Here is a 15,068-nt window from a genome sequence, read left to right on the forward strand (position 1 = left end):
TTCGTAACAGTGCGTGGCGAATCATGCGCCTGTCCGGCTGGCCGTGGGCATGCCGCTTCTGGCCAATCGCGATGCGCTTTCCCCGGCGTTCAGTCATGTGCAGACGATGTTCGACCCTTTGCGACAGCGGTCCGCTCTGCGACCATGAACGCCCCCCACCTCCGGAAGTCTGCAATGAGCCTGTCCGCCGTTTCGCCTGTCCCCGATCCTGCCGCGGCCGCCGCTGGCGCTGCCTGGTCGCCGGAGAGCTGGCGTGGCAAGACCGCGCTGCAGATGCCGACCTATCCGGACCCGGTGGCGCTGGACGCCGCTCTGCACGAGCTGAAGCGGCTGCCGCCCCTGGTCACCTCGTGGGAGATCCTGGCGCTGAAGCAGCAGCTGGCCGAGGCTCAGGAGGGCAAGCGCTTCCTGCTGCAGGGTGGCGACTGCGCCGAGAATTTCAGCGACTGCGAATCGGGCACCATCTCCAACCGCCTGAAGGTGCTGCTGCAGATGAGCCTGGTGCTGGTTCACGGCCTGCGCCAGCCGGTGATCCGCGTCGGCCGCTTCGCCGGCCAGTACGCCAAGCCGCGCTCGGCCGATACCGAGACCCGCGACGGCGTGACCCTGCCCAGCTACCGTGGCGATGTGATCAACGCGCCGGCCTTCACCGAAGCGGCACGCCTGCCGGACCCGAAGCGGATGCTGCAGGCCCACGCGCACTCGGCGATGACGATGAACTTCGTGCGGGCGCTGATCGATGGTGGCTTCGCCGACCTGCACCACCCCGAGTACTGGAACCTGGAGTGGGTAAGCCACTCGCCGCTGGCCGCCGAGTACCAGAAGATGGTGGCCTCGATCGGCGATGCGGTGCACTTCATGGAGACCCTGGCCGGGGCCCGCGTGCACAACCTCAACCGCATCGATTTCTACACCTCGCACGAGGCGTTGCTGCTGCCCTACGAGCAGGCGCTGACCCGACAGGTGCCGCGCCAGCAGGGCTGGTTGAACCTGAGCACGCATTACCCGTGGATCGGCATGCGTACCGCCGCGCTGGATGGCGCGCACGTGGAGTACCTGCGTGGCGTGCGCAACCCGATCGCGATCAAGGTCGGCCCGTCGGTGACGCCAGACCAGCTGCTGCGCCTGATCGACGTGCTCAACCCGCATGATGAGCCGGGCCGACTGAGCTTCATCCACCGCATGGGTGCAGCGCAGATCGCCGAGAAGCTGCCGCCGCTGCTGGATGCGGTCAAGCGCGATGGCCGCCGCGTGCTGTGGGTGTGCGACGCGATGCACGGCAATACCGAAAGCACCGCCAATGGCTTCAAGACGCGCCGCTTCGACAATGTGCGTGGCGAAGTGGAGATGTCGTTCGATCTGCATGCGGCCGCAGGCACGCGACTGGGCGGTGTGCACCTGGAGCTGACCGGCGAAGACGTGACCGAGTGCACCGGTGGCGCGCGCGAACTGACCGAGCGTGACCTGGAGCGCGCGTATCGCTCGACGGTGGACCCGCGGTTGAACTACGAGCAGTCGCTGGAGATCGCGATGGCGATCGTGCGCAAGCAGGAACAAGTGCGGTAAGGGATTTTCGGCAGGGCTTGCAGCCCTGCACCTGCTGTAGTGCCAGCCGCTGGCCGGCAACCTCAACAGCAACGGCAGAAGCGGATATTCCGTGGGATGGCGGGGCGGTGTGGGTAGTCAGGACACGCCGTAAACCCATCCATGGGGGCTCGATGGCGCCATCCATGGCGCCAACGGTCCTGCCTATCCACACCGCCCCGCCTCTGGCAGATTCCGGCGGCTGTTGGTAGGTGTCGACCTTGGTCGACACGGTAATCCACGCCATGCGTGGATGAATCACTATGGAAATCGAATGTTTCGATATCTGTGAGATTTGAGCCGAGCATGGCTCGGCTCTACAAAAAATGCCGACAGATCGCAGAAAACTGTCGAAGGCGGGGTGGGTCCGGTTGCGGGGGCGTGAGCCGCATGGATGCGGCGACCGAGCTTACATGGACGTACTTGCAGCGTCCCCCGCAACCGGACCCGCCCCGCCACCCCACAGGAAACCCGCTTCTGCTTCGGCTGTTGCTGTTGCTGTTGCTTCGGCTCGCAGCAGGTGCAGGGCTGCAAGCCCTGCCGACCAACACCCTCCTTACGAACGACTGACGTGACGCTCATGCGCCATGCGCGAGGCTGTCCGCCTGCTGTTCGAGTGGAGGTGGCAACGGTGCACTGGCAAAGCGCACAGGCCTACGCATGGCCGTTGGGATTGGCCGTTGTAGTGGGCGGCATCGGCGCGTGGTTGATCCTGTGGATCTACCATCGACTGAAAGGGCGTGATCGCCGGCGCGCACGCATCGGACGTGTGCTCGGGTTGCCGCTGGCCAGCGCATGGCCGCTGCTGTTGTTGATCCCCGCATTGCAGGCCACGCCGTTGCAGGATCCGGTGCTGGGCAACCTGCAGCATGTGCTGCACATCGCGCTGACCGCATGCTTCATCTGGCTGCTGGTGCGCGCGGTGGCGGCGGGTGAGCGCGCGATCCTGCGCAGTCATCCCATCGATGTCTCCGACAATCTGGAGGCACGCCGCATCCAGACCCAGACCCGGGTGCTCAGCCGCGTTCTGATGGGCGCCATCATCGTGCTCGGCGCGTCGCTGGTACTGCTGACGTTCCCGATGGTGCAGAAGATCGGCACCGCGCTGCTGGCCTCGGCGGGCCTGATCGGCCTGGTGGCGGGTATCGCCGCCAAGCCGGTGTTCGGCAACCTGATCGCTGGCCTGCAGATCGCGGTGACGCAGCCGATCCGGCTGGATGACGTGGTGATCGTCGAGGGCGAGTGGGGGCGCATCGAGGAGATCGGCAGCAGCTACGTGGTGGTGCGTATCTGGGATGAGCGGCGGATGGTGGTGCCGCTGACCTGGTTCATCGAAAACCCGTTCCAGAACTGGACGCGGCGCAGCGCCGACCTGCTCGGCACCGCGTTCCTGTGGTTGGACTACCGTGCGCCGATTGCGGCGATCCGTGCTGAGCTGGAGCGCATCTGTCGCGGCGAAGCATTGTGGGATGGCCGGGTCTGCGTGACCCAGGTGACCGAGACCAGCGAGCGTGCGATCCAGGTGCGCCTGCTGGTCAGCGCGCGCAGCTCCGGCGATGCCTTCGATCTGCGTTGCCTGGTGCGCGAACGCATGCTCGATTTCCTCGCGCGTGAGCATCCGCAGTCGCTGCCGCAGGTGCGTGCGCGGCTGCAGCATGCAGACGAACTGGACATGCCGCGCGGTCCACGTGCACGCACAGCAGATGTGCGTTCGCCGGGTGCGGAAGATGGCGAGGCGGCGATCGTACCGGTGGAGCCGGAACCCGAACGGTAGCGCCGGCCGCTGGCCGGCAACTCCGGATCTGCCGGTCAGCGGCCGGCACTACCGGATCATGGCTCGCCAGCGTCGATCAGTGCGTCGGTATCGAAGTGCGGTGGTCGCCGCGCGCGCGTGCGCTGTTCATAGGCATAGGCCATCTCGATCAGCTTCGGTTCGCTCCAGGCGGTGCCCATGAACAGCAGGCCGACCGGCAGGCCATCGATCTGCCCCATCGGCACGGTGAGGCTGGGATAGCCGGCCACAGCGGCGGCGCTGTAGCTTTCACCGGGGAAGTCGTCGCCTTCGCTGCGGATCGGCCATGCCACGCCGGTGGTGGGCGCGACCAGCGCATCAAGCTGGTGGGCGGCAAGGGCGGCATCGATGCCCTCCGGCCCGGCCAGCCGGCGCGCATCGCTGCGGGCGCGGATATAGGCGGGATCGGCCAGGCCGGCGGTGGCATCAGCTTCCACCAGCAGTTCCTGGCCGAACAGGCCCAGTTCCTGTTTGCTGTGCGCCTGGTTGAAGGCGATCAGGTCGGCCAGGCTGCGCAGTGGCGCTCGGTGGGTGCTGAAGTAGCGCTCAAGCCCGGCCTTGAATTCGTACAGCAGCAGCGTGCGTTCGGCCTCGGCCCAGGCGCCCTGGTTGGGCAGCTCCACCGGTACCACCACGGCGCCGGCGCGGCGCAGCTCGGTGGCGGCCTGTTCGATCAGTGGCGGCATGCCGCGGTACTTCAGCAGCGGTGTCTGCAGCAGGCCGATGCGCTTGCCACGCAGGCCCTGCGGGTCCAGTCGCGCGGTGTAGTCGTAGACCGCGCGGCCAGGCATGGTCGCGGTGGCCGGATCGGCATCGTCGCGGCCGGCGATCGCGGTCAGCACGGCGGCGGCGTCAGCCACACTGCGCGCCATCGGTCCGGCGGTGTCCTGGCTGAAGGAGATCGGGATGATGCCATCGCGGCTGACCAGGCCGACCGTCGGCTTCAGGCCGACCACGCCGTTGATCGCCGCCGGGCAGACGATGCTGCCGTCGGTTTCGGTGCCGATCGCCACGCTGGCCAGGTTGGCGGCCACGGCCACCGCGCTGCCGCTGCTGGAACCACACGGTGAATGGCTGATGCGATAGGGGTTGCGGGTCTGGCCGCCACGCGCGCTCCAGCCGGAGATCGAATCATTGCCGCGGAAGTTGGCCCATTCGCTGAGGTTGGTCTTGCCCAGCACCACCGCACCGGCGTCGCGCAGCCGGCGCACCAGGTAGGCGTCATCCGGGCGGAAGCCCTGCAGGGCCAGCGAGCCGGCACTGGTGGCCATCGGCGCGGCGTTGATGTTGTCCTTCAGCAGCAGCGGGATGCCGTGCAGCGGCCCGCGCAGGCGCCCATCGCGGCGCTCGCGGTCGCGCTCGGCGGCTTCCTTCAGGGCGTCGGGGTTGAGCTCGATCACCGCGCGCAGGCGTGGCCCGGTGCGGTCCAGGGCGGCAATGCGCTGCAGGTAGGCCTGGGTCAGGGTGGTGCTGTCCAGTTCCCCGGCGGTCATCCGCGCCTGCAGGTCGGTGACATCGGTTTCGGCGTACGGGAACGGCACGTTGCGGCTCGCGGGTTCGGCCGCATGCGCGCTGGGCGTGGCCGGGCTGCAGCCAGCCGAAAGCAGCGCAGGCAGCGCGGCGAGCAGGCAGGTCAGCAGAGGCGGCAAGGACGGGCGCATGGGGCGGCTTGGTCGGCTCCAATCCCCAGTGTAGCCGGTGCTCAGCGGTGGCGCTTGCGCAGGTCGCGGGCGAGCACGTAGACCACGATCAGGTTGATCGCCAGGATCGTCCACGACGGCCAGCCGGGGTGGCGGATGATCGCGAAGATGTCGAAGGGCAGGTACAGCGAGGCGGTCAGGCAACCCAGCCAGGAGGCCCAGGCCTTGGCGCGCCACAGGCCCCAGGCTTCGACCAGGTGCAGCAGGCCGTAGCCGATCATCCCCGCCGCGGCCAGGTGCACCGCGTCGGGGCTGATCATGTGCAGCAGCGAGGGCAGGGTGCCATGGTCCGGATCCAGGCTGAAACGCCGGATCAGGACCATGATGCCGTGCCGCAGCGGCTGCGGTCCGAGCACTTCCAGCCCGGTGGCAGCCAACAGCGCCAGCATCGCCTTGCTCGCTTCGAGCAGGGCGATGACATGGAGACCCGGATGCCGGTGTGGATCCTGGTTGTAGCCGCTCTGGTTCACGGGGTGCTGGCTCAGCCGCCGCGCGAAGCCTTCTTGCGGTCGCTTTCGGTCAGGAACTTCTTGCGCAGACGGATCTCCTTCGGGGTGATCTCGACCAGCTCGTCGTCTTCGATGAAGTCCAGGGCCTGTTCCAGCGAGTACTTGATCGCCGGGGTCAGCTGGATCGCATCGTCCTTGCCCGAAGCGCGCATGTTGGTCAGCGGCTTGGTCTTGATCGCGTTGACGGTCAGGTCGTTGTCCTTGGAGTGGATGCCGACCAGCTGACCTTCATACACGTTGTCGCCTTCAGCAGCGAACAGCTTGCCGCGTTCCTGCAGCGGGCCCAGCGAGTAGGCCGGCGTGGTGCCCGGCGCATTGGCGATCATCACGCCGTTGATGCGCTTGGCGATCGCGCCCTGTTCCTTCGGACCGTAGTGGTCGAACACGTGGAACAGCAGGCCCGAACCCTGGGTCAGGGTCTTGAACTCGTTCTGGAAGCCGATCAGGCCACGGGCCGGGATCGAGTACTCCAGGCGCACGCGGCCCTTGCCGTCCGATTCCATGTTCTTCAGCTGGCCCTTGCGGGTGCCCAGCTTTTCCATCACGCCGCCCTGGTGGATTTCTTCGATGTCCACCACCAGCTGCTCGATCGGCTCCATCATCTGGCCGTCGATTTCCTTGATGATCACTTCCGGACGCGACACGGCCAGCTCGTAGCCTTCGCGACGCATGTTCTCGATCAGCACCGACAGGTGCAGTTCGCCACGGCCGGAAACCAGGAACTTGTCAGCGTCTTCCAGCTGCTCGACCTTCAGGGCCACGTTGTGGACCTTCTCACGGTCCAGGCGGTCCTTGATCTGGCGGCTGGTCAGGAACTTGCCACCGGACAGGTCCTTGTTGCCGGCGAACGGCGAGTTGTTGACCTGGAAGGTCATCGAGATGGTCGGCTCGTCGACGGTCAGCGCCGGCAGGGCTTCCGGGGTGTCCGGGGCGCAGATGGTGTCGGAGATGGTCAGCTCCTGGATGCCGGAGATGGCCACGATGTCGCCGGCCTCGGCGGTATCCTGCTCGATGCGCTCCAGGCCCATGAAGCCCAGCACCTGCAGCACCTTGCCGTTGCGCTTCTTGCCTTCACGGTCGATGACCGCGACCTGCATGTTCTTCTTCAGGGTGCCGCGCTGGATGCGGCCGATGCCGATCACGCCCACGAAGTTGTTGTAGTCCAGCTGGCTGATGCGCATCTGGAACGGGCCTTCCGGGTCCACTTCCGGACGCGGCGCGTGCTGCATGATCGCTTCGTACAGCGGGGTCATGTCGCCATCGCGCACGGTGTCTTCCAGGCCGGCGTAGCCGTTCAGGCCCGAGGCGTAGACGATCGGGAAGTCCAGCTGCTCGTTGGTGGCGCCGAGCTTGTCGAACAGGTCGAAGACCTGGTCGATCACCCATTCCGGACGGGCGCCCGGACGGTCGACCTTGTTGACCACGACGATCGGCTTGAAGCCCATCGCGAAGGCCTTCTGGGTCACGAAGCGGGTCTGCGGCATCGGGCCGTCCATCGCATCGACCAGGATCAGCACGGTGTCGACCATCGACAGCACGCGCTCGACCTCACCACCGAAGTCGGCGTGGCCGGGGGTGTCGACGATGTTGATCCGGTTCTTGATACCGGTCTTCTTGTCTTCCCAGGTGATGGCGGTGTTCTTGGCCAGGATGGTGATGCCGCGTTCCTTTTCCTGGTCGTTGCTGTCCATCACGCGCTCGGCGAGGACGGTACGCTCGGACAGGGTGCCGGACTGCTTCAGCAGCTGGTCGACCAGGGTGGTCTTGCCATGGTCGACGTGGGCGACGATGGCGATGTTGCGAAGATTTTCGATGGACATACGAAAGGGGGCCAGTCGGCGCCGGATTTGGAAAAAGAAGTCCAACATTATACGTCGAACTTGACGATTCGCGAAAAGGTGGATTTCACGCCCGTCACGGGGCCCATTCAGCTGGCGGTCCGCGGCGCCGGTCGAGGCCGCCTGGCCTGCACGGCGGGGCACCCCGTCCCGTGGCTGAAGCCCGGATCTGCGCCCATGGTCGAAGCCGCCGCCGCCACGAGGCAGGTGTAAACTAGGTGGCTAGACGCGTTCCCCTCTGCATCAAGGATCTTCATGTCCCTCATCGCCACTTTCGACACCACCCAGGGCCCGATCAAGGTCGAGCTGTTCGCCGACAAGGCGCCGCTGACCGTGGCCAACTTCGTGAACCTGGTCAAGCACGGTTTCTATGACGGCCTGATCTTCCACCGCGTGATCGCCGACTTCATGATCCAGGGCGGCTGCCCGCAGGGTCGTGGCACCGGCGGCCCGGGCTACAAGTTCGAAGACGAGAAGAATGGCGTGAAGCACGAGGTCGGCTCGCTGTCGATGGCCAACGCCGGCCCGAACACCAACGGCAGCCAGTTCTTCATCACCCACATCAAGACCGACTGGCTGGACGGCCGCCACACCGTCTTCGGCAAGGTCCTGGAAGGCCAGGCCATCGTCGATTCGGTCAAGCAGGGCGACGTGATCCATTCGATCACCCTGGAAGGCGACGTCGACGCCGTGCTGGCCGCCCAGGCCGAGCGCGTCGCGGAGTGGAACAAGCACCTCGCCGCCTGATCCCCCTTCGAAACGGCCACCCTCGGGTGGCCGTTTCCCTGTTCCCCGCCGCCCGCCAGGCCTGCGTGGCCACGCCCGCGGCGTCCCATCAAACGCTTGCAAGCAAGAGGAAACCCCCATGAAAGCACCCGTTCGTGTTGCCGTGACCGGCGCCGCCGGCCAGATCGGTTATGCCCTGCTGTTCCGCATCGCCTCCGGCGAAATGCTGGGCAAGGACCAGCCGGTCATCCTGCAGCTGCTGGAACTGCCGGTCGACAAGGCCCAGGCCGCCCTGAAGGGCGTGATGATGGAGCTGGAAGACTGCGCCTTCCCGCTGCTGGCCGGCATGGTCGGCACCGATGACGCCGAAGTCGCGTTCAAGGACGCCGACATCGCCCTGCTGGTCGGCGCGCGTCCGCGTGGCCCGGGCATGGAGCGCAAGGACCTGCTGCTGGAAAACGCCAAGATCTTCACCGCCCAGGGCGCAGCGCTGAACAAGGTCGCCAGCCGTGACGTGAAGGTGCTGGTGGTCGGTAACCCGGCCAACACCAACGCTTACATCGCGATGAAGTCGGCCCCGGACCTGAAGCCGGAGAACTTCACCGCCATGCTGCGCCTGGACCACAACCGCGCGCTGAGCCAGTTGTCGACCAAGCTCGGCAAGCCGGTCGGTGGCATGGAGAAGCTGGTCGTGTGGGGCAACCACAGCCCGACCATGTACCCGGACTACCGTTTCGCCACCGCCGATGGTGCGTCGATCGCCGATGCGATCAACGACCAGGAGTGGAACGCCAACACCTTCATCCCGACCGTCGGCAAGCGCGGCGCGGCGATCATCGAAGCCCGTGGCTCGTCCTCGGCTGCCTCGGCCGCCAACGCAGCCATCGACCACGTGCGTGACTGGGTGCTGGGCAGCAACGGCAAGTGGGTCACCATGGGCGTGCCGTCCGACGGTTCCTACGGCATTCCGGAAGGCGTGATCTTCGGCTTCGCGGTGACCACCGAGAACGGCAAGTACACCCTGGTCAAGGATCTGCCGATCGACGACTTCAGCCAGAAGTACATCGACAAGACCCTGGCCGAGCTGGAAGAAGAGCGCGCCGGCGTCGCCCACCTGCTGGGCTGATGCAGGCGGTACCGGCCCTGGTCGGTACGCAGAAGACGGGGAAGCTTCGGCTTCCCCGTTTTTGTTTGGACGGATACGGAACCGCATGATCCACCTGCATTACATCGACGACGCGCTGCTGGTGGCCGAGAAGCCGGCCGGCCTGCTGTCCGTGCCTGGCCGCAGCGCCGAGAACCAGGATTGCGTGGTCGCGCGGCTGCAGGCGCTGTACCCGGATGCGTTGACCGTGCATCGCCTGGACCAGGTGACCTCCGGCCTGCTGCTGCATGCGCGTGGCAAGGACATGCAGGCAGCGTTGTCGATGCAGTTCGAGCAGCGCCAGGTTGGCAAGCGGTATGAAGCGGTGGTGCAGGGGCTGCTCGAAGGCGATGCCGGCGAAGTGGACCTGCCGCTGATCGTGGACTGGCCGAACCGGCCGAAGCAGATGGTCGACCATGAGCGTGGCAAGCCGGCGTTGACCCGCTGGCGCGTACTGGCCCGTGATGTTGAGGCGCAGCACACCCGGGTGGCGTTGGAACCGATCACTGGCCGCAGCCATCAGCTGCGCCTGCACATGGCCAGTCTCGGTCATCCCATCGTCGGTGACGTGCTGTACGGTGCAGCACCGGCGCTACGCGTGCACCTGCATGCGCGCAGCCTGCGGTTCAGCCATCCAGTGACGGGCGAGGCGCTCGCGTTCGAGTCCGCGACTCCGTTCTAGGGGTTCGGCAGGGCTTGCAGCCCTGCACCTGCGGTAGTGCCGGCCGCTGGCCGGCAACAGCAACAGCAACAGCAACAGCAACAGCAACAGCGCGCATTCCGTGGGATGGCGGGGCACTGTGGGTGTGCGGGGACGCCGTAAACCCATCCATGGGGGCTTGGTCGCGGCATCCATGCCGCTCACACCCCGCAAACCCACAGTGCCCCGCCTTCGACAGGTTCCCGCGGCTGTTGGTAACCATGGCCGTCGTTCCGCGCGGCTGTTGGTAGGTGTCGACCTTGGTCGACACGATTTCTCTGTCAGATATCGAATGAATCATCCACGCATGGCGTGGATCTACCGTGTCGACCAAGGTCGACACCTACCAGAGCAATTTGCCGTTCCGGCAGATCGCGGAAAATTGTCGAAGGCGGGGTGGGTCCGGTTGCGGGAGTGTCCGCGGCATGGATGCCGCGGCCAAGCCCCCAAGGACGGGTTTACGGCGTCTCCCGCAAGCGGACCCACCCCGCCATTCCCCAGGAAACCAGCTTCTGCTGTTGCTTGGGCTTCGGCCTCTGCAGGTGCAGGGCTGCAATCCCTGCAGAACAAAACCCCACCCCCTACCAAGGTAGGGCGGCCCGCGCGGCAGCGCCGGACTATCCTCGAACCCATGACTTTGTCTGGGAGGGCTGCGTCATGAACTACGAGGAAACCTACCGTCGCTCGATCGACGAGCCGGAGGCCTTCTGGGGCGAGGAAGCCAAGCGCATCCATTGGCACAAACCGCCGCAGCAGGTGCTCGACTACAGCAACCCGCCGTTCCGGCGCTGGTTCGTCGGTGGTGAAACCAATCTCTGCTACAACGCCGTCGACCGCCACCTGGCCGAGCGCGCCGACCAGCTTGCGCTGGTCGCTATCTCCACCGAAACCAACAGCACCCGCGAGATCACCTATCGCCAGCTGTATCGCGAAGTGAACGACTTCGCCGCCGTGCTCAAGCATCTCGGCGTCGGTCACGGTGACCGCGTGGTGATCTACATGCCGAACATGGCCGAAGCGGTGTTCGCCATGCTCGCCTGTGCGCGCATCGGCGCCGTGCATTCGGTGGTGTTCGGTGGCTTCGCCGCGCACAACCTGGCGCTGCGCATCGACGACGCCAAGCCCAAGCTGCTGATCGCCGCCGATGCCGGCATGCGCGGTGGCAAGCTGATTCCGTACAAGCCGATGGTCGACGCCGCCTGCGCCGAAGCCACGTCACCGCCGCCGCACGTGCTGATCGTGTCACGCGGTCTGGATGCGGCCCAGCCGCGGGTCCCGGGCCGCGATGTGGACTACGCCACGCTGCGCGCGCAGATCGGTGAAGTCGATGTGCCGGTGCAGTGGCTGGAAGCGAGCGAACCGAGCTATCTGCTGTATACCTCCGGCACCACCGGCAAGCCGAAGGGCGTGCAGCGCGATGTGGGGGGCTATGCGGTGGCGATGGCACAGTCGATGGAAACGGTGTTCGACTGCAAGCCGGGCCAGGTGATGTTCTCCACCTCCGACGTCGGCTGGGCGGTGGGCCATTCCTACAATGTGTACGGCCCGCTGATCGGTGGCTGCACCTCGCTGCTGTACGAAGGACTGCCGACCAACCCGGACCCGGGCATCTGGTGGGCGCTGTGCGAGCAGTACAACGTGCGCACGATGTTCTCATCGCCCACCGCCATCCGCGTGCTGAAGAAGCACGACGCCGATTTCATCCATCGCCACGACCTGGGGGCGCTGAAGTACCTGTTCCTGGCCGGCGAGCCGCTGGACGAACCGACCGCGCACTGGATCAGCGAAGCGCTCGGCAAGCCGATCATCGACAACTACTGGCAGACCGAAACCGGCTGGCCGGCATTGACCCTGCTGCCGGGCCTGGAGATGAAGCCGGTGCGTTTCGGCTCGCCCGGGTTCCCCAATCTCGGCTACCGGATGAAGGTGATCGACGAGAACACCGGCGAGGAAGTGGCACCGGGGCAGAAGGGCGTGCTGGTGGTGTCGCCGCCGCTGCCGCCGGGCTGCATGAGCACGGTGTGGAACGACGACAGCCGTTTCCTGCAGAGCTACTTCAGCCACTTCAAGGAACTGCTGTACAGCTCGCTGGACTGGGCGATCCGCGATGACGATGGCTACACCTTCATCCTCGGCCGTACCGACGATGTGATCAACGTGGCCGGCCATCGTCTGGGCACGCGCGAGATCGAGGAGGCCATCTCCAGCCATCCGCGCGTGGCCGAGGCGGCGGTGATCGGGGTCAAGGACGAACTGAAGGGGCAGGTGCCGCTGGTGTTCGTCACCCTCAAGCAGGGTCTCGAGGGCGAAGATCCGGCGCCGGTGGTGGCCGAGATGATGGCCACGGTGACCACCTCGCTCGGCGCGGTCGCACGCCCTGCGCATGTGCACGTGGTCAATGCGCTGCCCAAGACCCGCTCCGGCAAGCTGCTGCGGCGCTCGCTGCAGGCGCTGGCCGAACAGCGCGACCCGGGTGACCTGTCGACGCTGGACGACCCCAGCGCGCTGGAGGAGATCCGCCGCGCGCTGGGACGCTGATCCGGTAGTGCCGGCCGCTGGCCGGCCCCCCCATCAATCCCGAGGTTGCCGGCCAGCGGCCGGCACTACCCGCAGCACTTGCGCTAAGCTCGGCCTGTCATCGACCTGCAATACGCGGCGCGCGCCGGGGAACGCGCGCGCCGCCCGGCGATGGCATACAGGGGAGCGTGCCCGCCAGGGCGCGCAGGCATTGCGCATCGAGGGAGGGGGAAGCAATGGCATTGCTGCACGCCAAGACGGCGGCTGGCCGTCAGGAAATCGAAGACCGGGGCCGGCGCCTGCCGGCGGCACTGCGTTCGATCCTGCTGATGGTCGACGGCCATCGCGACGACACCGAACTGCGCGGCCTGTTCGAAGGCCTGCGGGCACCGCCGGATGCACTGGAGCAGTTGGCCGCGCAGGGTCTGATCGAAGTGATCGGTGGCAGTGCCGAAGCCACACCGGCGCGCGGCATCAGTACCGGCCGCGAACAGGACCCGGCGCTGTACCAGCAGCTGTACGACGCGATGAGTGAGGCCGTGCGTCGGCATCTGGGCCTGAAGGGCTATTTCATGCAGTTGAAGATCGAACGCTGCACCGATGCGCTGGCACTGGAACGCCTGTGCCCGGAACTGCTGGCGGCGGTGAGCAAGGCACGCAGCCCGGCGCTGGCGCAGCGCTGGTGGCAGGAAACCCAGGCGGCCGTGGTCAATGGCGGCGGCGAGGTCGTGCAGGCCTGAGCCACCGCGTAAAGTGATCGGTTCACTTCCCCACAAGGAGTCCCGCGTGCAGGACGACCACGACGACACCGATACCCCCGGCTGGGACGCGATCAATGCGGCGCTGGCGCCGCTGTATGCCGGGCAGGAGCCGCGTCACTACGGCACCGCGCTTCCGTACACGCTCGGAGGCCAGGATCCGCTCGATGGCATCAGCGTGTACTGGGCGGATGCGCCGGTTCCGCACTGGCATTACATCACTTACGGCTTCTCCGAGTTGTATGCCAAGGAGAGCAGCGACGCCGCCGCCAGCGGCTATGGTTTCGAGTTGACCTTCCGCCTCGCTGCCGAAACCGGTGAGGACGCCGGCAGCGCGCCGCCGGTGTGGCCGATGAACCTGCTGCAGAACCTGGCGCGCTACGTGTTCGGCAGTGGCAACGTGTTCGAGGATGGTCATCACCTCAATGCCAACGGCCCGATCGCGCTGGAGACCGACACGCGCTTGTGCCACCTGGCCTTCATTGCCGATCCGCAGTTGCCGGCGCGGGACACGGCCAATGGCCATCTGCAGTTCCTGCAGCTGGTCGGTTTGACCGATGAAGAGATGGAGGCGGTCAAGCGCTGGTCGACGCGCGGCGTGCTGCAGGCAGTGCAGCCGGCGATGCCGTTGTGGATCAGCGATCTGCATCGCGGCAATTTGCTGGACGATCCGGCACTGGCCGCACAGGTGCAGGCCGGCAGCGAGCGCGAGGGCTCCAGCACCGGCATGTTGTTCATCGAGACGCTGGACTGGCGCCAGGAGGGGGGCGTCACCACCCTGGTGCTCGGCGCTGGCCAGGTGGCCAGCGTGTGCGAGCTGCTGCCGCTACGGCTGCGCCACGGCAAATCGCTGGAACTGGTCAGCCGCGAGCGGCAATGGGAATTCATTCCGGCCGGACGCGGTGAAGTGGGTGACGTGTCCGCCGACAGTGTGCGCTGGGCACTGGACGAGTCGGGATTGCAGGCGCTGGCAGGCATGCGGGCCGAGCGCGGGATCTACCCGGTGGCCGGGGCGCTGCGCATCGAAGTGGTGCCGACCTACCTGCGCGATGCCAAGGGTGAAGTGATCCGCCAGATCGGCTGAGTGTGACGATGGCACCGGTGGGTCAGAGCCGCCTGCTGTGCAGACGGATCCGACCCATGGTCTGGATCAGGCCAGGCCTTCGGCCTTCAGTGCGGCCTGTACGCCTGCATCGGCGTCCATGCGCGCCTTGTAGGCGGCCAGATTGTCCAGGCCGGACAGGTCGACCTTGGTGCCGGCGGCCCAGCGCAGGGTGATGTAGAAGTACGGGTCGGCGAAGCTGCGGAAGCCGGCCAGCCAGGGCTTGTCGGCCAGCTGCCTGTCGGCGGTCTCGAACAGGCCGCGAAGGCGCTTGTGCGCGGCGGCACGGATCGCGTCGTACTGGCCTTCGTCGGCAATGAACTTGCCCGGCGAGAACAGCGGCGAGAAGGCCGGATGCACATCGGAATTGACGAAGGCCAGCCAGCGGGTGGCTTCGGCGCGCTGGCGCGGGCTGCCGTCGCCGCCGAGGCCAGCCTGCGGGAAGCTGTCGGCGATGTAGCCCATGATCGCGGCGTTCTGCAGCAGCACGAAGTCGCCGTCGACCAGCGCAGGAACGGCACCGGCCGGATTGATCTTGAGGAATTCCGGACCCTTCAGGGTGTCCTTGTTCAGCAGTTCAACCTCGAACGGCTGGCCGGTCCACTGCAGGGCGATGTGGTCGGCGGTGGAACAGGCACCGGGCTTGCTGTACAGCTTCATGGGAACTCCAGGTGATGCGGGCGGGAAGCGCCCACTAT

At 66.5% G+C, this 15,068-nt stretch carries 12 protein-coding genes; 8 read left to right on the forward strand and 4 right to left on the reverse strand.

Features of this window, described 5'->3' with window-relative positions; genetic code table 11:
• Nucleotides 1-174 precede the first annotated feature (174 nt).
• Together SriyCCGPB3_RS03935 and SriyCCGPB3_RS03940 are read left to right on the forward strand one after the other, a co-directional pair.
• Complete coding sequence (locus tag SriyCCGPB3_RS03935) at nt 175-1,566, forward strand: class II 3-deoxy-7-phosphoheptulonate synthase (protein WP_153856575.1); 1,392 nt, start codon at nt 175-177, stop codon at nt 1,564-1,566.
• A gap of 649 nt (nt 1,567-2,215) precedes the next feature.
• Nucleotides 2,216-3,358: a mechanosensitive ion channel family protein gene (locus tag SriyCCGPB3_RS03940; protein ID WP_350259884.1), complete on the forward strand. Its 1,143-nt coding sequence runs from the start codon at nt 2,216-2,218 to the stop codon at nt 3,356-3,358.
• 56 nt (nt 3,359-3,414) lie between these two features.
• Here SriyCCGPB3_RS03940 and SriyCCGPB3_RS03945 read toward each other — a convergent pair whose 3' ends face one another.
• The 3 genes from SriyCCGPB3_RS03945 to typA are packed head-to-tail and all read right to left on the reverse strand — an operon-like array spanning nt 3,415 to nt 7,405.
• Complete coding sequence (locus SriyCCGPB3_RS03945; RefSeq protein ID WP_197611224.1) at nt 3,415-5,037, reverse strand: amidase; 1,623 nt, start codon at nt 5,035-5,037, stop codon at nt 3,415-3,417.
• A gap of 41 nt (nt 5,038-5,078) precedes the next feature.
• Nucleotides 5,079-5,546 (reverse strand): DUF2127 domain-containing protein, encoded by a 468-nt coding sequence (locus SriyCCGPB3_RS03950; protein WP_350259885.1) that lies wholly within the window; start codon nt 5,544-5,546, stop codon nt 5,079-5,081.
• Nucleotides 5,547-5,557: 11 nt separating this feature from the next.
• Complete coding sequence (typA, locus tag SriyCCGPB3_RS03955) at nt 5,558-7,405, reverse strand: translational GTPase TypA (RefSeq protein ID WP_032129766.1); 1,848 nt, start codon at nt 7,403-7,405, stop codon at nt 5,558-5,560.
• Between the two features lie 273 nt (nt 7,406-7,678).
• Between typA and SriyCCGPB3_RS03960 the strand changes: the two genes are divergently transcribed.
• From SriyCCGPB3_RS03960 to SriyCCGPB3_RS03985, 6 genes are all read left to right on the forward strand, one after another.
• On the forward strand, nt 7,679-8,170 hold the full coding sequence (locus tag SriyCCGPB3_RS03960; RefSeq protein ID WP_004153629.1) for a peptidylprolyl isomerase: 492 nt from the start codon (nt 7,679-7,681) through the stop codon (nt 8,168-8,170).
• A 118-nt stretch (nt 8,171-8,288) separates the two neighbouring features.
• Nucleotides 8,289-9,275: a malate dehydrogenase gene (locus tag SriyCCGPB3_RS03965; protein WP_004153634.1), complete on the forward strand. Its 987-nt coding sequence runs from the start codon at nt 8,289-8,291 to the stop codon at nt 9,273-9,275.
• Between the two features lie 85 nt (nt 9,276-9,360).
• Nucleotides 9,361-9,975, forward strand: a complete 615-nt coding sequence (locus tag SriyCCGPB3_RS03970; protein WP_350259886.1) for an RluA family pseudouridine synthase — start codon at nt 9,361-9,363, stop codon at nt 9,973-9,975.
• Nucleotides 9,976-10,650: 675 nt separating this feature from the next.
• A complete protein-coding gene (gene prpE / locus SriyCCGPB3_RS03975) occupies nt 10,651-12,531 on the forward strand; it encodes a propionate--CoA ligase (protein WP_110711168.1) in 1,881 nt (626 codons plus the stop codon).
• Nucleotides 12,532-12,746: 215 nt separating this feature from the next.
• Nucleotides 12,747-13,250, forward strand: a complete 504-nt coding sequence (locus tag SriyCCGPB3_RS03980; protein WP_350259887.1) for a hypothetical protein — start codon at nt 12,747-12,749, stop codon at nt 13,248-13,250.
• A gap of 46 nt (nt 13,251-13,296) precedes the next feature.
• On the forward strand, nt 13,297-14,352 hold the full coding sequence (locus tag SriyCCGPB3_RS03985; RefSeq protein ID WP_350259888.1) for a suppressor of fused domain protein: 1,056 nt from the start codon (nt 13,297-13,299) through the stop codon (nt 14,350-14,352).
• A 66-nt stretch (nt 14,353-14,418) separates the two neighbouring features.
• Here SriyCCGPB3_RS03985 and SriyCCGPB3_RS03990 read toward each other — a convergent pair whose 3' ends face one another.
• Complete coding sequence (locus SriyCCGPB3_RS03990) at nt 14,419-15,030, reverse strand: glutathione S-transferase N-terminal domain-containing protein (RefSeq protein WP_110711174.1); 612 nt, start codon at nt 15,028-15,030, stop codon at nt 14,419-14,421.
• Nucleotides 15,031-15,068: the final 38 nt, after the last annotated feature.

This window comes from Stenotrophomonas riyadhensis, assembly GCF_040256885.1.
GTDB classification, from domain to species: domain Bacteria; phylum Pseudomonadota; class Gammaproteobacteria; order Xanthomonadales; family Xanthomonadaceae; genus Stenotrophomonas; species Stenotrophomonas riyadhensis.